The following is a 19435-nucleotide window of genomic DNA, read 5'->3' on the forward strand; positions in this document are numbered from 1 at the left end:
AATAAAAACAGACGTAAATTTAACTCATGCCAATTTCTTCATGAGCAGTACCTTTTGCCGTATCGCTTTTTGACGCATAACATACTGATAGTATTAGCAGTTCTTTCAAGTCTGTTGCCACTAACTATGCCTGCGCATGCCAAACCTGCTCCTGACTATTTCCCTCCGGCAAGTGAGTTTTTTGTCAGCATTGGCGATCGCCAGCATATACCCGATAACATTGTCACTAAGCTGCAACAGGACAAGTATGGCCGTTTATGGATCGGCAGCGCCGGCGGCCTGGTGCGTTATGATGGCTATCGATTTCGCCGCTACCTGCTGCAAACCGACCAGAACCTCATTAACGGTATCGCCGGTAATTTTGTCAGAGATCTGTTGCAAGCCAGTGATGGCACCCTATGGCTAGCTACCTCACCAGGAGGTATTCAGCGTTATGAAAGCTTAACAGACCGGTTTTATCAGCCGCAAATATCCGCCCCTGGCATCACCGATAATTTTGGTGAGCAAGTGCGCACTATAACCGAAGATAAAAACGGTAATCTTTGGCTTGCTGGAAATCTCGGGATCGTATTACTGAACTCAGATGGCCAGGTGTTACAGTTTATTCCGCAACAGGATGAACTAAACGATGTGCGAGCCTTGTTAGCCGACCAGCAAAATAATTTATGGATTGGCAGCCGTAGCGGCTTGTTTTTGTTAACCCCCGGCAGCACCAGGCCTCAACCTATAACAAGCGAAGAAGGTGAATTAGGACAAGTGCTAACTCTGGCCCAGATTGCTGATGAAATATGGTTGGGCACAGACAATGCCGGGGTTTTTGTTATTTCAGATAACCGTCATGCCATACCGCTGGCAGAACCCAGTCTGAAGACAAAAGCACCAGGGCCGATATACGATATTATGCAAGTTGGTGCAGATGAAGTATGGCTAGCTGGTTTTGAGGGGATTGTCCGGCTTGCTATTTTTGACAAAAGCCTTATTGGTCATTTTCAACATGATATATCTAACCCGTTCAGCCTTGCCCATCAGGACGTCCGCACGTTGCTAACCGACAGTGCAGGTAAAATCTGGCTGGGTGGTTATGGCGGAGGGCTGCAACGTTTTGATGGTCAGGAGGGTATCAGTACTCTGCGACGCAGCTTAGCGAATAACACCAGCATTAGCAGTGGTGATATTAGTAGTATTATTGAGTTAAAAAATGGTCAGATTTGGCTGGGCAGTCGAGGTGAAGGCATCGACGTTATTGAGCCAGCGACCGGGATTATTGCCCGCCATCAACCACAAGAAAACACTCCAGGCAAACTCGAATACGGCTGGATAACAGCAATGGCGGAGGATGCTGAAAGTACAATATGGGTAGGGGTTAATCCGGGACAACTTTACCGGTATCAGCCTGAAACACAGCAATTTCAATTGTTAGGCGCGGAACATGGCCTGGTTCGAACAAATGTCAGAGTATTATATGTTGATAGTCAGCAACGACTTTGGCTTGGCAGCAGCACCGGGCTAAAGTTATGGCAACCTGAACAACAGCGTTTTGAGCGGATATTGCAGCATGATGGTGAGCCGTTGCAAGGTTATGTTAATGCCATCGTTGAAGACGCGGCACAAAATATCTGGCTGGGAAGTGGTGCCAGTGGTTTGTTCATGATTGAGTCAGCTACAGATGAAAAAACTCCCACTGCTAAGGCAATGCTTAATAACCACAGCGGTAGTATTCTGGGGTTACTTGTCGATAGTAAAAACCGCTTGTGGCTGGATACACCCTCAGGCTTATACCAATATAACATTCAAGAGCCTTATAACACAGCGGCGGACAAATCGCCGCTGTCAAAGGTTACCTTCAGTAATGGCGTGCTTAATGAAGAAGACTTTGGCGCAAATCTGCTGGAAGACGGCGCCGGCAATATCTGGTCAGCAAAATATCGTTTTAACCCACAGAACGGCGAGCTTTACCAGCTGGGTCCGGCCGATGGCGTCAATATCAACACCCCCTGGTACAGATCTTATGAAAAAACCCGTAGCGGATTACTGTTATATGGTGGCAGTAGTGGCCTGCTGGTGATTGACCCCTTAAAGTTCACGCCCTGGCAATTTCAACCCCCACTTATTTTATCCGAACTTAAAGTGCAGGGGCAGGTAAGGCCGATAGCACCTGACTTGCAGTCTCTGACCTTAAACGCTGACGAGCGCAGCTTTAGCGTAGAGTTTGGCGCTATGGATTTATCCGCACCAAATAAACTGGAGTACCGGCACCGCTTACTGGGCTTTGATGATACTTGGCAATATTCTGATTACAGTCAACGGGTTGCCAGTTACACAAACTTGTGGCCAGGGCATTATAAACTGCAAATCCAGGCAACTAATCGCGCCGGTCAATGGAGCGACCATCAGACTGAATTACAGCTTATTGTTAAACCCGCATTCTGGCAACAAGCCTGGTTTGCCTTGTTCTTAACCATCAGCCTGATCTTGGCAATATACCTGTTAGTTAAAGTCCGAACCCGGGTCGCGCACTTACATGCAAAACAGCTGGCTCATCAGGTAGAAGAGCGTAGTCAGCAATTAAAAGTGGCCCAGCAAAGCCTGCTGGAAAATGAAAAAATGGCGGCATTAGGCCAGACGGTGGCGGGTGTAGCCCATGAAATTAATACACCCGTTGGCGTTAGTATTACTGCCACCAGTGCTTTAGCTGGCAAGTTGATTGACTTAAAACAGCATTTCGACAATAAAACGCTCAGTGCTAAGGCCTTTAGTCAGTTTATTAACGACAGCGAACAACACCTGAACCTGATTAGCTTCAATCTGCAACGGGCTGCAGATCTGGTGACCCAGTTTAAACAGCTAGCCGTAAACGAAAGCGTCACAGAGAAGGTGGATATTAAGCTTAAACCCTGGCTGCAACATCTGGTTGCCAGACTTAACCCCCCGAACGCCGCCATTGGCATCATCCTACAGTGTCCTGATAATCTGACATTGCAGCTGCGAGCAAGTGCCCTTGCCACCGTGCTGACCCACCTGTTGGAAAACGCCTTGCTGCATGCTTTTGAGCCAGATGACCGTGGTGAAATACGGCTGGAAATTCAATACAGCAAACAGCAACTGCTTATTAAAGTTGCCGATAACGGCAAAAGTATCGATGCCAGTGTGCAGGATATTGTTTTTAATCCCTTTGTTACCACCCGCCGGGCCAGCCAGAGTAAAGGGCTGGGGTTGCATCTATGCTACAATCTGATTACTCAGGTACTGCATGGTAGCATTGAGATGCAGACCAAAGTAGACCGGGGAACAGAGTTTAACCTGGTCATTCCGCTGCCATCCAATCAAAAACAGTGATGGGCATGCCGGTCAAAATCTTATATGGTCGAAACGTTACAGGGCCGAAACATTAAGTGAGCAACGAAATGAAAATCTGGGTTGATGCCGATGCCTGTCCGGTGGTCATTAAAGACATTTTATTCAGGGCCGCTATTAAACGGCAAATCAGCACCATTCTGGTGGCCAATCAATTAATTCGGGTGCCACCCTCGCCTTTTCTCAGCAGTTTGCAAGTGGCACATGGTTTTGATGAAGCTGACAACGAGATAGTTCGTCGCTGCCAGCCCGGAGATTTGGTTATTACCGCTGATATTCCACTGGCAGCCGACGTACTGGCTAAAGGTGGTCATGCTCTTAATCCGCGTGGCGAGCGGTACAGCCCCGATACCATTAAACAAAAGCTGACGATGCGTGACTTCATGGATACACTGCGCGGCAGCGGGGTGCATACCGGCGGCCCGCCGCCACTGAACCAGAGCGATCGGCAAGCGTTTGCCAATCAGCTGGACACGTTATTACAACGATACCAAGCTGGCTAAGGCGTTTATACTTTAAACCGGCCAACCTGTTCACTAACAACCTGCACTAATTGCCGCACCCGATTACCGTCTTTGCCCGTTTGGCCAGCCAGGTCAGATAATTCTGCAGCGTTCTGGCTAATACCATTTACAGTCTGGTTAACATGCTCAGAAACCGTTGATTGCTGCTCTGTCGCTGCGGCGATTTGGATTGCCATGTCGTTGATATTGGCAATGCCAGACACAATACGCTCTAGATATTGGCTGGCTGACGCAGCATGTTGCTCAGTTTGCGATACTTGTGTTTTAGCGTTATTCATTGCATTTACCGAGTCGCTAACACCGGTTTGCAACCGCATAATCATATCGTGAATGTCTTTAGTCGATTGCTGTGTTCGTGATGCCAACGTTCTTACCTCATCAGCAACAACCGCAAAACCGCGACCAGCATCGCCTGCCCTGGCTGCTTCAATTGCTGCATTTAATGCCAGTAAATTGGTTTGGTCAGCAATCCCGCCGATCACTTCAAGTACTGAAACAATGTTACGGCTTTCTACTTCCAGCTTATTAATTGCCTGTACCACCAGCTCAATATCACGTGCCAGCACGCCAATTTCACCCATTGACTGGCGGATCACTTTACCCGAGCTATCGGCATCAGTATTAGCTTGCTCTGTCGCATCACTGGTTAATGCGGCATTACCTGCAATTTCCTGCACTGCGTGTTGCATCTGGTGAATAGCAGTCAGTACTTGTTCAATATTAGCCGTCTGCTGTTCTGCTTTGGCACTGGTTTGGCTGGTTTTATCAGCAATATTTGCAGATGCATCCTCCAAATCCGCTAAGTGTCGCTGTACCTGCTGCATCATCAGTTGCAGCGTAGCGATAAAATCATTGGTTCGTTTTGCTACATCACCAATTTCATTGTCACTACTCACCGGGATACGACGGGTTAAATCGCCACCGACACTGGCCAGTTCACTCACCATATTTTTTAACTGAGCCAGCGGTTTAACGATAAGTCTCGGACTAAATACAACGGTTATGGTGGCAATGCTAAGGGCAATCAGTACCAATAAGATGGTCAGATTCTTTTGCAAACTTACATATTCATTCAGCTCACGTTCCAATGTGACCAGACGCGCTTCAATTCGCTCACCCAGGCCATTGTACTCTTCACGCAAAGTCGTAAATGCCGCACCTTCAGCACCGGTGATCAAGGCTCTTGCCTCAGCAATATTATTCTGTTTTGCAAAACCGATAACTTGTTCTGCAGCGGTTTTCCATCGATTAAACACCTGCATAAACTCTGCAGAGGGCATCACACGCACGTCATGATCGCGAACTAAAGCCGCCGCATTTTCCATTCGATCAAAGGCTTGTTTCACATTATCAGTGAACTCCTGCTGCGCTGCGGCGACGGGTTTTCCCTCGCCTGTTAATACCACATATTCGCGCAGTGCCAGCTCAGCCTGATAAAGATCACGATCCGCATTTAAAATTGCAGTAGTAGCCGGACTTAAATGACTAATGGCAACATCCGTTCGGGTAATAACGCTATTAATCGAAAACAGGCTTTTCAAACCTACTGCAGCAATAAGCACGGAGAGGATTAAAATTGGCAATGAAATTTGCATTTTAACCGATAAGTTTTTTAGTCTGTTCATAATACTCTTTTATCCTGTGACTAAAACGCGCCAAGCATGGCAAGCCCATTACTTTTATTAGCGTAGTGCTCTCATTAGCTTACTACTTTCATTAGCATAGTAGAGTTTTATCAATAATCAGACAGTGAACAACAAAATTTATTACGATGAAGCATTCCAGCAAATGTTTGATTATTAAAGTGTTTGAAATGCAGTAAGTTTACAGTCAGAGCTGAATGTCATATCGTCTCCTGTTACAGGATCAATAAAGTGTAGAGCAGAGGCCAGCAACTGCAGTGGCCTGTCAAATTGCGGCAACGATTTAGGCTGCAGCACCGGGTAGTAGTTATCATGCATGATAGGCATGCCTAAACTGTTCATGTGCAGACGTAACTGATGGGTTTTGCCAGTACGTGGCATTAACTTAAACAGTCCCAGCTCGCCGGCTTTGGCCGCCAGCGTAATATCAGACACCGCATTAACCTCGCCCGGCACAATCGCATTAATAAAGCGGGGGGTGCTTTTTTCAATCCGATTCTCAATATGCCAGTGCTCTGGCAGCGCTTGCTGCGCGGCAGATACCGTTAACTTAGCCACCGCCTGATACTGTTTTTGGATAGCTCCCTGACTGAACAATTGATAATACCCTGGCCGGCTGGCCGGGTTTACCGAGAAAAGTACCAGCCCTGCGGTGTCCCGGTCCAGCCGGTGTACCGGCACCATATCGGTAATACCGGTGTCACGTTGTAAGCGGGCCAGCAGACATTCATTAACATAGTTACCGCCCGGTGTTACTGGTAAAAAGTGGGGTTTATCAGCAACAATAATATGGTCATTCTGAAAGACAATATGGTGAGCCAGCGGAATAACCGGCTCTGCCGCCACTTCACGGTAATAACATAATCTCTTACTTGGCGAGAAATGGGTTGCCGGCGTCACAGCATCGCCGTTAAACCAGTACACTTTGCCATCTGTCATTCGTTGTCGCCAGACCAGTTCGCTGATATACGGAAACTGGCTGCATAAAAACTGCAGCACGGTATCCCAGCCATTATTTATTGCTGGCAAGGTAATTTCTGATGGCTGGCGAGCTATCGACATAACATTTTCCAGTACAAATAAACGTTAGCTTAACATAGCTGCCCTAAGAACTGTGATATTTGCTCCGCCAGCCAACGTGGATCATCCAGCGCTATATCATGGCCAGCCCAGCTATGTTGGCGGTGAATGGCTTTAAGATAGTTTGCCAGGGCCACTGAACAATTCGGACTAACCAGCTTGTCATCCTGACTACTGATAATCAGCACCTGGCAGTCTGGCTTAGCGCTCAGTCTGAATCGGCTGGCGGCTATTAGCTGACGTAGCGCATTTGCTGCTGACACCGGCCTTTGCTGCTGCCATCGCTGCCATTGACATACCAGTTGTGGGTTCTGATGCGCCTGTGCCGTGGTTAGCTGTAAAATACGTTGTTCACGCGCACTGGCTGGCAGCCATAATAATCTGGCAAGCGCCGGGTAATTTTGCCAACGTAATCGTTGGTAAAACGGAGCCAGAGGCCTGGCACTGCTGTTAATCAACGTTACCGACGCCACTTCAGCAGGAAAAGCCAGCGCCCAGTCGGCTGCCAGCATGCCCCCGAGCGACAGTGCCACCAGATGCACCTTACCGTTAAACGCTGGATGGGCCAATAACTGGCTGCGAATGGACTGACGTAATGCGTTAATAGTGGATGGCGAGCGTTGCTGATACAGCTCACCGCTGCCAGCAAAATCTAAGAATAACAATGGGTTAGGCAGTTTTTCAGCCAGCATCGGACTAAACTGGCCCCAATGGCGCTGCTCGCGGGTTAAACCACGCAATAACAGTACCGGGGTTAGGCTACCGGTTACTGATACCATAGCTTGATTGCTGCACTTTCCAGTTGCCGGCGGTTGGTTAATGGCAACCAGTTTGGAAAAGACAAAGAAGCGTTGATTAAAAAATTAATCAGGATCAAGTGGCTGCGCAGCACCCGTTTTACCCGGTGTGGTTTCACCGGATGAAACATACCAAGGCTGGAAAGCAGCTGAAACGGATTCTTCCGCACCCAGTTCCACGAACCCATTTCAAGGGTCAATGGCAGCATGGTTGTCTGGTGCGCTAAGGCCTTATCGTATAAATAATCCCATAAATCGCCATGACACAGATAATGCTGTGATTGCGGTTCAAAAATATAGTTCTGATGCGGGTAAGTTTGCAAAAGCAGCTGTCGCAACCGGTACATGTCAGCCAGATGTGCAATAGGCTGTAGCGCGCTTTTCGCGTAAGGAAACCAGATCCGGTCGGTGCGGCCAAAGCCTGAGTGGCAATCCAGCACCAATGAAAAGGGTCGCTGAAAAAGCTCGCGGCTAATATAGCTAACCAAGGTCTGGCTTTCTGTTTCCATTTGATCCGCCCGGCCGCGATGCCAGGGTAACGCCCGGCTGACCCGCTGACCGCCCACCAGCCAGGCAGCACCCTCCGCACATTCCACCGGCGCATTACGCATTAAATCAACGCAGTTGCCATTGGCGCGCCAGCCATTTGCCATACCAGCGGGATTTAGCAGAGGGATAAAATAAATACAGCAGTGTTCCAGGGTGTGCTGTAAGCATTTGTCCCAGGGGATCCGCTGCAGCAGAGTTTGCAGATACGCCAGCACCACCTGGGTGCCAATCCGTTCCAACCCGTGCACCCCACCCACCAGAGCGACAGCCGGTAACGCCTTATCAGGGTTACCTAACGCTAAACCATATACCGGCAATTGCTCAGTCATATGAGGCACTGTTACCAGTATTTCTGAGCGTAGCGACTGCGGCGCTTGGGCAATTATTTGCTGTAACTGCTCAAGTTCAGGCAGCATATCCTGCAATGGCAATCAAACCTCGATTTTTCCTTAACAACATTGATTTAAAAGCATATCTGAAGTCTTGCGGTTAAAGATGGCAGTTTTATGAAGATTGTGCGGGCTTCCCAAGAAAATCAGCGCGCAGTTACTGCCAAAAGCCGCTACAATAGCGGCTTTTCTACGTCTGACTGTTAAAACATCATGTCACCTGCCATCGGCTCACAAAAAAATGCCATACTCGCTTTGCGCACCGAACAACTGGCGAAATCCCGCCGGGTGTTTAATGCCCGTGGCAGCAAAGTGGTGCGTTGCCCGCAGTGTCTGCTGCCGGCCAGTGAATGTATTTGTGCAGCTAAACCGGTAGCTGCCGGCAACTGTGCCTTTTGTTTTATTATGTATACCGGCGAGTGCTATAAGCCCAGTAACACCGGGCGGCTTATTTGCGATGTTGTCGCCGATAACCATGCGTTTGTCTGGGACCGCACCCAACCTGATCCGTCATTGCTGGCATTATTAACTGACAGCCGTTATGCCCCGGTGCTGGTCTTTCCGCAGCAATATGCGACGCCAGAGCGCTGCCTGCAGGATACCCATCAGTTAGCGTTAGCTACCCGCGGTAAAATTCCATTATTTGTGATGCTGGATGGCACCTGGCGCGAAGCGAAGAAAATGTTTAAAAGCGCCTACCTGGCAAAGTTACCGGTTTTGGGCATTCAACCCGAGCAAGCATCACGCTATGCCCTGCGCGAAGCCGCTCATTTGCATCAGCTTTGCACCGCTGAAGTCGCCATTGAGGTGCTGGCGATGGCAGGCGAAACAAATGCGGCTAAGTGCTTGGCTGAGTATTTCAGCCAGTTTCGCCGTGCCTATCTGGTTGGCAAGCCACACTTGAATCTAAGCGAATGAACCTAAGCGAACCCGCTACCATTACTGAATAAAAGGCCTATTTATGAGCAACAACACCCGTGACGTTATGTTAAGCAAGCAACCGGTAGAGTTATATAAAGTGTTAAAATTTGAAGGGTTATGCAGCAGTGGCGGTGAAGCTAAAGCGGCAGTCGATGCCGGCCTGGTAAAGGTAAATGGCGTGGTGGAAACCCAGAAACGCAAACAGGTAACTGCCGGTGACACCCTTACCTTTGGCAGCGAAACCCTAAACCTTAAATCAGCGCAGTAAGCTGGCGAAAGCCCGGCTAACCGCTACTGGGCTCACACCACTAATTACTGGTTACGCTATTAATGACCGGTATTAATGCAATCGCGGCCCTCGGCTTTTGCCCGGTATAGTGCGGTATCGGCGGCGCAAAGCAGTGCCATACTGGTGCGGTACTGGCCGCTGAATTCTGTTGCAACGCCCTGACTAACTGAAATACCGGTTGATGCCGGTAAGCCGGCATCGCGAAATTGCAACTGCCGTACCGCTTTTTGCACGTCCCGCGCCACTTTCATCGCATTGTCCTGATTGTGATTGGGCAGGATCAGGGCAAACTCTTCGCCGCCATAACGGGCGGCGAGTTTAGCCTCCAGTGGCATAGCCTGCATAATCGCCGCCGCCACTTTACGCAGGCAAGCATCGCCCTGAATATGGCCATAGCTATCGTTAAACTGCTTGAAAAAATCGATATCGATAATTACCACACTAAGGGGCCGACGCTCATCGGTGCACTGCTGCCACTGTTTATGAAGCTGCTCGTCAAACCCACGGCGATTCGCCAGACCGGTTAACGCATCAGTGGTAGCCTGCTGTCTAAGTTGCTCACACTCTGCCTTATAGCGGCTTAAATCGCGCATTACCAGTACCAGCCTTGCTTCAGGTTCCGGCAAAAAAGACACTGACAGCTCAATGTCTTTAATCACCCCATCCGCGCAGCGCAGTGCCATTTCAGTAGGGCCCGCCTGCAAGGATAAAATGCGTTTGGCCACCATCTTTACCAAGCCCTGGTACTGCTGCTGGCAACGGCTAACTAAAAACGTCGGCCACTGCTGGCCTATCAGCGGCTGAGCAATGCAATTTAATAATAAAGCGGCTTTGGCATTGGCGCACTCAATGGTGCCATCGGGGCTGACAATCAGCACCGCTTCGGCCAAATACTGAATAAAACTGCCAACGTCTAAGCCATTACCCAGGCCATTTTCATCACCCCACAGGCTGTCATCGTTCAAGGCAATAGGTTGTATTGTGGTTTTATTGTGGGCAGTTTTCATCGGCGTATCTCACTAAGTTGGCTTAACTGCTGCTAACTTTAGCTTTTTCTATACGTGTGAACCTTCTGACAACCTTCCGCTTTAATTCTTTGAATTTAATTGATTTATTTAAAACGTAATTTCTAAATATAACAAGCCCGTCAGCGGGCTTGTTATATTTATCTGCTAATTTCAGCTGTTATTGGGGTGGTACATTTTTAACTTCAGGGTCCGGGCTTAAGATCATCAGGCTGTTTGTAGTGTTTGTCAGAATAAACTGGAATTTACTGCTGCCAGCTGTTTGATCAGTATCAACCATTTGTAATTGCATGCCATCCGCTGAAACGTTAACACTGTCAATCACCCCATCAAAAGGTGTGGTAAAACCGGCACCTGCAAATTTCAGGCCTTTGCCGGAATTATCAACCAGCTGATAAGTTATGGTTTCAGCCTGGGTCACGGTCACATCGCCATCAATTGGCTGACCGCCCTTGTCTAAATAGCTGAATTGGGGTTCACCGTTTACCAAGCTAACCATAACCTGAATTAATTCTGAAGCCTGAGGATTGACCATATGCTTTTCCTTATTTGAGTGATTTAAAGTTAAGATTTAAAAGTTGAAATTTCGGGCGCCATGTTGTTTTAATAGCATTACAACGTCGGACTGACTATCCAATGTGCCCTGACAGTCAAGGGCTTTAACATAGGGAATGGTAAATTCAGGCTCTTTGTTTTTTTTGACGATATCTGCAAGATCGTTAAGCGCATTTTGACAATACGTTTGCGCTTGTTGCCAATCAGTTTTAGACAACGCTTTGGCTAACAGCAGATAGCTGTTTGATCTGGCGACCATAAAACGAAGATTACTACTGTTTTCTCTGATCAGCTCCTGGTATGCGGCAAGCGCTTGCTGGCCATAGCGGATACTTGTTTGAACATCTCCTCTGGCAAGTAACAGCTCTGCAGCAGTCAGCCATTGCCGGGCCAGAATCAGCCTGTCTGTCAATAAAGACAAATCTGAACCGTCCCGTTGTAACAACTCAGCCAATTGTGCCGGACTTTGCTTAATATATTGCACAGAATTATCCGACGAAAACTTCAGCGACTGATAAAAAGCGTAGTATTTATTGCTTCGCCAGCGACTGCTGTCGGGATCTTGCGCGAGTGCTCGGTTGATAATCACTGTAGACGCCTTAACATTGTTCAGGGCATCTGAATACTGTCCCAGAAAGCCCAGTAAATTTGCAGACAATTGGTAACTACTGACTAATATCTCCAATAAATAGAGTTCTGCATTATCACCTGCATCCAACAAGGTGCGCTGAATATCCTTGTGCACAGATATCGCCGCGGTAATATCGCCCTGTGCCAGTGCAGCGCTGGCCAGCCAGGAGCGGGTATTAGCAATATCTGCCAGTAGCCGCATGTTGTCTGGCTGTTGTGCTTGCACTAACAATCTTAACCGCAAAGACTCCTCAAAATTCTGCTGCGCAATATCAAATTGTTGACGCTTCATCGCCAATGAGCCTAAGGAGTTGGTGGCGTAGGACAACTCCATAATGGCATCTGTATCGTCAGGGGCTAACTGATACATGCGCTCGCTGTAATAATAGTAGCGCTGAAACTCAGGCTGGGTACCCTGCCAATCGTTGGCATCGTAGTGTATTTGCCCCAGCCAGAAGGCATTGGCGCCGAGGGTTTTTAGCAGCTCTAAATTGCTCGGCTGCTGCGCCAATACGGTTTCCAACTGCACTCTGGCGGCCTGCAGTGCCTCAGTCGCCTCTTCTGTTTTACCGCGCGAATAGGCCACCTCGCCCATCGCCTCCAGCGTTTGACCATGCTGTAACCTGGCAGCAATACTTAAACTGCTGTCATCAGCGGAGTAATCAGTAAAATATTCCAGCGCTTTATTGCTGATACCGTCGAGTAAGTCCATGCGGCCGATGCTGCGCAGTTTGTCGGCAAACTCGCCGACCATAAACCCCAGCAGGTTTTCTGCCGCCAGGCGCTTTTGCTGCGCCTGCTGCTCGGCATTAAAACTGCGCACGCCCATGGTCACCGCTGTCACGGTAAGCAGGCACAGCATGGCAATCGTCGCGCGCCGGCTCCAGCGTTTTAACCGGGCTTTGTTGCTGGATGCCTGAATAAATTCCCGCTCTTCGGGGTCTAGCTGAAACAAGCGGTTTTGCTTTAACAACAGCGCTTCTTGCAGCGGTTTACCCTCGACCAGTAAATAAGCGCTGTTGCGTTGCTCACTTTGCCAGCGCTGGCTTAAATGCAGCAAACGGCTTTTTACGCTTAAGCTGTCAAAGTGTTCAGATATCCAGGCGGTGGCGCGCGGCCAGCGCCTAAGCAGCGCTTCGTGCGCGATACTAAAACTGGGCTCGCCGTGTTGCAGGTTAGACACAAACAAACGCTGCTCAATCATGGTATTTACCAGTGCCCGCTCGGCATCGGTGTGCAGCTGCTGCAGCCTGGCACTGCGGCTGGTAATGCTTTGCTCATCTTCACGCAGCGTTACCAGCAATGACAACACCTGCGGCAGGGCATTTTGCTCGGCGTGGCTTAAGCCTTTAATCGCCTGCTCGGCGTTTTTGCCAATGGCGCCCTCGATACCGCCTAAGGTGTTATACACGGACAACAGTAATGTATTATCCTCGCTGCGCTGCAAATACAGCTGCTGCAAAGTGTATTGCAACATCGGTAAGGCATCGGGGTTGCTGGCGGCTTCCTGCACCAGAATTTCATCCAGCCCCATGGCATTAGCCGGATCGTTATCAAAGCTAAGGCCGGCGGCCAGCGCGGGTAAGCGGATCATTTGCAGTAAATCGGCACGGCCGGGGGCGGCCAAGTCAAAATGCGCCCCTTTAGCTTTGCCCGCCATTAAGCTGGGGTAACCAACCAGATCGGGATAAAACTCGTTGCGACACGCGCTTAGTACCAGCACTGTACCACTGCTGGCCAGTTGTTCTAGTAGCGCAACAAAGCCGCTACGCTGTGGCTCGCTAAATAACGGCGACGATAACAATACCTCTAATCGGTCGACAAACAGGGCAAAACGCCGGGTGTACTGCCGGCCATTGGCTAGCAGCTGACGGCACTGCTGCAGCAGCGTCTCGGGTTGCTGTTGTAGTTTATCCGCCAGGCTGGCGGCACTATCACCGGCAAACACCGGTTCGTCATTTAGCTCCCAATCCAGCAAAACACTGGCCAGGCTGCTAAACAGCTGGTCTTTACTGACATCGGCTAAATCCAGGCTGCTGTAAGAGAGCACTTCAACGCCATTAAAGCCGCCGGCCTGCATCAGGTTAGGCATTACCCCGGCATTAATTAACGATGACTTACCACTGCCGCTGGGACCGAGCAGCAAACAAAAATCGCGGCCGAATTTAATTTGTTGCGCGATACGGCTAAGTAGGGTATCAATTTGCGCGCCACGGCCAAAAAACACGCTGGCATAGCGCGCGTCATAGGCCTGCAAGCCCGGAAACGGCGAGCCTTGCTGCCAGCTGTGCTTGCTAACACTTTGCTGCTGCCCCAGTGGGAAGCGCACCTCAGCTAAGGTGCGGTAGCCGCGCTTGCGGATGGTTTCTATATAACTGGGGTTGGTGGCGTTATCACCTAAGGCTTTACGTAGCTGGGTCAGAACTTTATGCAGTGGATTATCGCCTGTAGCGGCCCCCGGCCAGCACTTGCTAACAATATCATCCGTGCTGAATACTTCACCCGGCTTACTGCAGAGCAACACCAGTACATCCATCGCTTTAGGTTCGAGCTGTTGCTGCTGCTTGCCCTGGCGCAATAAGTTGGCTGCTGGCTCTACCTGCCAGGCACCAAAGAAAAATGAATCACTCATATAAGACTTTTTAATAACAACTATCCCCTAAACATATCACGCCGGGCTAATTTAGTTTAGTGCTTAATACGGGCATAACGTGACGAAGCTAAGCGTGCTTGTTGTTATAAAAAAGGCAGCCTGACGGCTGCCTGAGGTCAACTGACCACGTAGCGAAACAATTTAACCAGCCAGCCGTTTAAAACTGATTCATGGTGTTATCTTTACCACCGGCTTTTAACGCTGCCTCGCCTGAGAAGTACTCTTTGTGATCATCACCAATATCAGAACCTGACATGTTCTGGTGTTTCACACAGGCAATACCCTGACGAATTTCTTTACGTTGCACGCCGGCAACATAGCCTAGCATACCGGCTTCACCAAAATACTCTTTCGCCAAGTTGTCGGTAGACAAGGCAGCAGTATGGTAGGTTGGCAAGGTAATCAAGTGATGGAAAATACCAGCATCGCGCGCTGCATCAGCCTGGAAGGTACGAATACGCTCATCCGCTTCCTGCGCCAGCTCAGTGCTGTCGTATTCGGCGCTCATCAGTGCCTTACGATCGTACTGGCCGACGTCTTTACCGGCTTTTTCCCAGGCATCAAATACCTGCTGGCGGAAGTTCAAGGTCCAGTTAAATGACGGGCTGTTGTTATATACCAGCTTGGCGTTTGGTACCACTTCCCGAATACGGTTAACCATTTCAGCTATCTGGCCAACGTGCGGTTTTTCGGTTTCAATCCACAGTAAATCGGCGCCGTTTTGCAATGAAGTAATACAATCGAGCACTACCCGGTCAATACCACTGCCTTTTTTAAACTGAAACAGGCCACTGGCTAAACGTTTTGGTTTTAACAGTTTGCCATTAGCTTTTACCACCACATCGCCATTGGCAATATCGTCAGCACCGCTAATAACATCGCCATCCAGGAAACTGTTATATAAGTCGCCTAAATCGCCCGGCTCGTTGGTCACGGCAATTTGCTTGGTTAAACCCGCGCCAAGTGAGTCGGTGCGGGCCACGATAATGCCGTTATCAATGCCCAGCTCTAAGAAGGCGTAACGTACGGCGTTAATTTTGGCCAGAAAATCGGCATGCGGTACAGTAACCTTGCCATCCTGGTGACCGCATTGTTTCTCATCCGACACCTGGTTTTCAATCTGGATTGCACAGGCCCCGGCTTCAATCATTTTCTTCGCCAGCAAGTAGGTCGCTTCGGCGTTACCAAAACCGGCGTCAATGTCGGCAATAATCGGCACCACGTGGGTGTCGAAATTATCTATTTTCGCCTGGATCTCGGCTTTCTTGGCTGCGTCGGTCGCGTCGTCCAACTGGCGGAACAAGCCACCCAGTTCACGGGCATCAGCCTGGCGTAAAAAGGTGTACAACTCTTCAATTAATGCCGGTACTGAGGTTTTCTCATGCATCGACTGATCAGGCAGTGGCCCAAACTCCGAACGTAATGCGGCAATCATCCAGCCCGATAAATACAGGTACTTTTTCTTGGTGGTACCGAAATGTTTCTTGATGGCGATCATTTTTTGCTGGCCAATAAAACCATGCCAGCAGCCTAGTGACTGGGTATACTGGCTGGTATCACCGTCATAAGCTGCCATGTCAGCGCGCATAATGTCGGCAGTATACTGGGCGATGTCCAGCCCGGTTTTAAAGCGGTTTTGTAGTTTCATCCGAGCGGCGTATTCCGGGCTAATCGCGTTCCAGGCAGAACCGGCCTCTTTGCATACGTTGTCGAAGTGTCTGATGTCATCTTGATAAGCTGTCATGGCCGTTTCCTTTTCTAAACTGTTGTGCGGGTTGTTGTCATTCACTATAGATAACAAAACAACAATTCATCCAGCTGATTTTTATGATGCTCATCATTTTCCTTGTGAATACCAAGTTGCGCTTGACGAGCACAGCCCAGCCAATGTTATGATTCAACTCAGTTATAGTTGCAGCCAAAGGCATTTTGCAGATGAATATTAATAAGATGGATCTAAACCTGCTGGTTTATCTGGATGTGTTGTTGCGCGAAAAAAACGTAACCCGGGCGGCAAACCAACTAAACATCACGCAGCCGGCCATGAGTAATGGCTTAAAACGGCTGCGCGATTTACTGAATGACCCTATTTTAGTGCGTACCTCCGATGGCATGGTACCGACCGAGCGTGCCCGCGAACTGGCCCCTGTGGTACGTGGTGTGCTACTGACGTTAGAAGAAACCCTGCAACCGAATAAAGATTTTGAACCGCTTAACAGCCAGCGGGTATTTCGGATTATGGCCAGTGATTACGCCGCATCAACGCTAATACCGGCATTATTAAAGAAGATGCGCGTACAGGCGCCGTTAACCAGCCTGGATATTATGACGCCCTCGGATGTAACCTTTCATGACGTGGAAAACGGTAAAGTGGATATGGCGATTAACCGCTTTGATCAACTGCCGCAGTCGTTTCACCAGAAAACGGTTTGGCGCGACAGCTTATCTTGCCTTATCAACGCCAGTGACCCAATCGTAAAACGCTTTAATTTAGACAGTTACTTAAAAGCCCAACATATCTGGGTCAGTAAAACCGGTTTCGGGGTGGGCGTGGGCATGGATCCGAAAGACGTGCAAAAACTGGGTTGGGTAGATGAAGCCTTAGCCAAGCTTGGCAAGCAGCGCAATATCTCGGTATTTACCCGCAACTACCATGTGGCGATGCACCTGGCGGTAGGTATAGACTTAATTGCCACCTTGCCCAGCCGAGCGGCTAAGTTATATGAGAAAGACCCGACCATGGCTATTATGGACCCGCCTTTTGCCATTCCGTCGATTGAACTGAAAATGATTTGGAGCCCGCTACTGCACCAGGATGCCAGCCATATCTGGTTCAGAAGGCTGATTGTTGAAACAGCAGATGAATTGAATTAACAAGCTTAAACAATAGAGGATAGAACCTCTTTTGAAGGAGCCGGGGAGTGTCTGAGCCCCTGCCGTTAGGCAACGGGCGAGTTGCCCCGGCGAGTGAGGAAGAGCGTTGTATCCGGCATGTTTAGAGAACAACTGCAACACCCGCCCTGGCTCGCCACAGCAACTCGCTCGCGCTTGCGCACTCACTCAGACACTCTGTGTCGACCAAAACGGGGTTCCAGCAGTTCTCTTTCGGAGATTGGCTTAACCAATAGAGGATAGAACCTCTTTCGAAGGAGCCGGGGAGTGTCTGAGCCCCTGCCGCAAGGCAACGGGCGAGTTGCTCCGGCGAGTGAGGAAGAGCGTTGTATCCGGCATGGCGAGCTGCACCACTGCGAAACAAAAAAGGCGCTGTCAGCAATGGCAGCGCCTTTGACTTGGTTTACTCAGGTTAATCAAGCAGCTGGTAAGCTGGCAGCGTTAAAAACTCTACTAACTCATCAGCTGTAGTAATGTCCAGCAGCAGCTGCTTGGCCCGGTCAAAGTTTTGACTTTGCCAGGTCTCGCTTCCCACTTCCTGCAACACTACTTTTGCCTCTTCCTCTAAAAAGTCGGCAAACAGGGCTTTGGTAATTAACTTACCATTACTTAAACTTTTTCCATGCTTAATCCACTGCCAGATAGACGTGCGGGAAATCTCCGCCGTGGCCGCATCTTCCATTAAACCGTATATCGGCACACAGCCTTTACCGCTAATCCAGGCGGCAATATACTGCAGCGCGACCCGAATGTTAGTACGCATACCGTCTTCCGTGCGTTCACCATCGCACGGAGCCAACAGCTCAGCTGCAGTTATTTCTTCATCCTGCTCACGGCTGACATCAAGCTGGTTTGGCTTACCATCTGTTAAATACTTCGCAAATACGCCATTGGCGGTAGCAGCTAATCCAGGGTGCGCTACCCAGGTACCATCGTGGCCATTACTGGCCTCCAGCTCCTTGTCGGCAGTAACTCTGGCCAGAATTTTTTCATTCTCACTGGCATCTTTAGCCGGAATAAAGGCCGCCATGCCGCCCATGGCAAGCGCACCACGCTTATGGCAGGTTTTAACCAATAACCTTGAATACGCATTTAAAAACGGCTTCGTCATCGTAACCACTTGCCGGTCGGGTAAAACCCGGTCCGCATGATTATTTAACGTTTTGATATAGCTAAAAATATAATCCCAGCGTCCACAATTTAGCGCCACGATATGATCTTTTAAGCTATACAGAATTTCATCCATTTCAAACACGGCAGGCAGGGTTTCAATAAGCACCGTTGCACGAATAGTGCCTCTCGCCACCTTGAATTTTTGCTCGGTAAAGCTGAATACCTCATCCCACCATTTGGCTTCGGTATGGCTTTGCAGTTTTGGCAGGTAATAGTAGACACCTGAGCCGTTTTTTAAGCGGGTTTGCCAGTTATGATAGAAATACAGCGCAAAATCGACCAGTGACCCCGGCACCTGCGCGCCATCCACCAGCAGGTGTTTCTCCCATAAATGCAGGCCGCGTACTCGGGCAATCAGCAGCGCCGGGTTATCTTTTAACGCATAGTGTTTACCACTTTGCGGATCGGTGTGGCTGATAGTGCCTAAGTTGGCATCGCGTAAGTTAATCTGCCCTTCAATAACCCCGGCCCAGCTAGGTGCCTGCGAGTCTTCAAAATCGGCCATAAAGACTTTTACATCCGCATTTAAGGCGTTGATGATCATCTTGCGATCTACCGGGCCGGTTATCTCGACCCGCCGGTCCTGTAAATCAGCAGGAATAGGCGCTACCTGCCAGTCTGAACCACGAATAGATGCCGTTTCAGCCAGAAAATCAGGCAGAGCGCCGTTATCGAACTGCTGCTGACGGCTGATGCGGTCAGCCAATAATTCGGTTAAACGTGGCCGGAACTCCCGCACCAGTTCAGTGACAAAGGCACAGGCCTGTGTGGTTAAAATTTGCTCATACTCGCTGCTAAGTTCGCCGGCGATGGTTAACCCAGCCCGGGTGATGGTATCAGACATATCAAAACCTTTCGTTGTTGCTGTTAGTACACTAACTATAAGCCCTTTCAAACTATAAATGCCATTAATGGCTAAAATGCTTAGCATCACCTAAAACAATAGTAATAAACGTCAGCA

At 49.3% G+C, this 19435-nt stretch carries 14 protein-coding genes; 5 read left to right on the forward strand and 9 right to left on the reverse strand.

All coding sequences use genetic code 11. The annotated features are described in order from the left end of the window. The first annotated feature begins 126 nt into the window (after positions 1-126). Positions 127-3336, forward strand: coding sequence for a two-component regulator propeller domain-containing protein (locus tag ABY802_RS01500; RefSeq protein ID WP_372625237.1), 3210 nt, complete (start codon positions 127-129; stop codon positions 3334-3336). Between the two features lie 68 nt (positions 3337-3404). Beyond that, positions 3405-3857, forward strand: coding sequence for a YaiI/YqxD family protein (locus tag ABY802_RS01505; RefSeq protein ID WP_372625238.1), 453 nt, complete (start codon positions 3405-3407; stop codon positions 3855-3857). Positions 3858-3862: 5 nt separating this feature from the next. Here the strand turns inward: ABY802_RS01505 and ABY802_RS01510 are convergent, their stop codons facing one another. From ABY802_RS01510 to ABY802_RS01525, 4 genes are all read right to left on the reverse strand, one after another. Then, complete coding sequence (locus ABY802_RS01510; RefSeq protein WP_372625239.1) at positions 3863-5503, reverse strand: methyl-accepting chemotaxis protein; 1641 nt, start codon at positions 5501-5503, stop codon at positions 3863-3865. A 174-nt stretch (positions 5504-5677) separates the two neighbouring features. Next, the gene (locus ABY802_RS01515; protein WP_372625240.1) at positions 5678-6583 is read right to left on the reverse strand and encodes a pseudouridine synthase; all 906 of its coding nucleotides are present in this window, start codon (positions 6581-6583) and stop codon (positions 5678-5680) included. A gap of 29 nt (positions 6584-6612) precedes the next feature. Continuing rightward, a complete protein-coding gene (locus ABY802_RS01520; protein WP_372625241.1) occupies positions 6613-7380 on the reverse strand; it encodes an alpha/beta fold hydrolase in 768 nt (255 codons plus the stop codon). Then, on the reverse strand, positions 7368-8378 hold the full coding sequence (locus tag ABY802_RS01525) for a M14 family zinc carboxypeptidase (RefSeq protein WP_372625242.1): 1011 nt from the start codon (positions 8376-8378) through the stop codon (positions 7368-7370). Before ABY802_RS01525 ends, ABY802_RS01520 begins: the two co-directional genes overlap by 13 nt. Positions 8379-8549: 171 nt before the next feature. On the opposite strand from ABY802_RS01525, the gene ABY802_RS01530 reads away from it, so the two are divergent. Next, the gene (locus tag ABY802_RS01530; RefSeq protein WP_372625243.1) at positions 8550-9254 is read left to right on the forward strand and encodes a tRNA-uridine aminocarboxypropyltransferase; all 705 of its coding nucleotides are present in this window, start codon (positions 8550-8552) and stop codon (positions 9252-9254) included. 43 nt (positions 9255-9297) lie between these two features. Next, positions 9298-9525 (forward strand): RNA-binding S4 domain-containing protein, encoded by a 228-nt coding sequence (locus tag ABY802_RS01535; RefSeq protein ID WP_372625244.1) that lies wholly within the window; start codon positions 9298-9300, stop codon positions 9523-9525. A 59-nt stretch (positions 9526-9584) separates the two neighbouring features. Here ABY802_RS01535 and ABY802_RS01540 read toward each other — a convergent pair whose 3' ends face one another. The 4 genes from ABY802_RS01540 to ABY802_RS01555 form a co-directional block, all read right to left on the reverse strand. After that, complete coding sequence (locus ABY802_RS01540) at positions 9585-10553, reverse strand: diguanylate cyclase (RefSeq protein WP_372625245.1); 969 nt, start codon at positions 10551-10553, stop codon at positions 9585-9587. 178 nt (positions 10554-10731) lie between these two features. Continuing rightward, on the reverse strand, positions 10732-11106 hold the full coding sequence (locus ABY802_RS01545; RefSeq protein WP_372625246.1) for a DP-EP family protein: 375 nt from the start codon (positions 11104-11106) through the stop codon (positions 10732-10734). Positions 11107-11142: 36 nt separating this feature from the next. Next, entirely contained in the window at positions 11143-14388 is a 3246-nt protein-coding gene (locus ABY802_RS01550; RefSeq protein ID WP_372625247.1) for a winged helix-turn-helix domain-containing protein, read from the reverse strand. 178 nt (positions 14389-14566) lie between these two features. Beyond that, complete coding sequence (locus tag ABY802_RS01555) at positions 14567-16153, reverse strand: isocitrate lyase (protein WP_372625248.1); 1587 nt, start codon at positions 16151-16153, stop codon at positions 14567-14569. Between the two features lie 191 nt (positions 16154-16344). Between ABY802_RS01555 and ABY802_RS01560 the strand changes: the two genes are divergently transcribed. Beyond that, entirely contained in the window at positions 16345-17283 is a 939-nt protein-coding gene (locus tag ABY802_RS01560) for a LysR family transcriptional regulator (protein WP_372625249.1), read from the forward strand. A gap of 430 nt (positions 17284-17713) precedes the next feature. On the opposite strand, the gene aceB is transcribed toward ABY802_RS01560, so the two are convergent. Continuing rightward, positions 17714-19318: a malate synthase A gene (gene aceB / locus ABY802_RS01565; RefSeq protein WP_372625250.1), complete on the reverse strand. Its 1605-nt coding sequence runs from the start codon at positions 19316-19318 to the stop codon at positions 17714-17716. Positions 19319-19435 lie beyond the last annotated feature (117 nt).

The organism is Arsukibacterium sp., assembly GCF_041616895.1.
Classification (GTDB): Bacteria; Pseudomonadota; Gammaproteobacteria; order Enterobacterales; family Alteromonadaceae; genus Alishewanella.

Excerpts from the sequence above, each read along its gene's own strand:
- ABY802_RS01555 (WP_372625248.1), bottom strand. The coding sequence starts at position 16,153 with ATGACAGCTTATCAAGATGACATCAGACACTTCGACAACGTATGCAAA.
- ABY802_RS01505 (WP_372625238.1), top strand. The coding sequence starts at position 3,405 with ATGAAAATCTGGGTTGATGCCGATGCCTGTCCGGTGGTCATTAAAGAC.
- ABY802_RS01500 (WP_372625237.1), top strand. The coding sequence starts at position 127 with ATGCCTGCGCATGCCAAACCTGCTCCTGACTATTTCCCTCCGGCAAGT.
- ABY802_RS01540 (WP_372625245.1), bottom strand. The coding sequence starts at position 10,553 with ATGAAAACTGCCCACAATAAAACCACAATACAACCTATTGCCTTGAAC.
- ABY802_RS01545 (WP_372625246.1), bottom strand. The coding sequence starts at position 11,106 with ATGGTCAATCCTCAGGCTTCAGAATTAATTCAGGTTATGGTTAGCTTG.
- ABY802_RS01515 (WP_372625240.1), bottom strand. The coding sequence starts at position 6,583 with ATGTCGATAGCTCGCCAGCCATCAGAAATTACCTTGCCAGCAATAAAT.
- ABY802_RS01550 (WP_372625247.1), bottom strand. The coding sequence starts at position 14,388 with ATGAGTGATTCATTTTTCTTTGGTGCCTGGCAGGTAGAGCCAGCAGCC.
- ABY802_RS01510 (WP_372625239.1), bottom strand. The coding sequence starts at position 5,503 with ATGAACAGACTAAAAAACTTATCGGTTAAAATGCAAATTTCATTGCCA.
- aceB (WP_372625250.1), bottom strand. The coding sequence starts at position 19,318 with ATGTCTGATACCATCACCCGGGCTGGGTTAACCATCGCCGGCGAACTT.
- ABY802_RS01530 (WP_372625243.1), top strand. The coding sequence starts at position 8,550 with ATGTCACCTGCCATCGGCTCACAAAAAAATGCCATACTCGCTTTGCGC.
- ABY802_RS01535 (WP_372625244.1), top strand. The coding sequence starts at position 9,298 with ATGAGCAACAACACCCGTGACGTTATGTTAAGCAAGCAACCGGTAGAG.
- ABY802_RS01560 (WP_372625249.1), top strand. The coding sequence starts at position 16,345 with ATGAATATTAATAAGATGGATCTAAACCTGCTGGTTTATCTGGATGTG.
- ABY802_RS01520 (WP_372625241.1), bottom strand. The coding sequence starts at position 7,380 with ATGGTATCAGTAACCGGTAGCCTAACCCCGGTACTGTTATTGCGTGGT.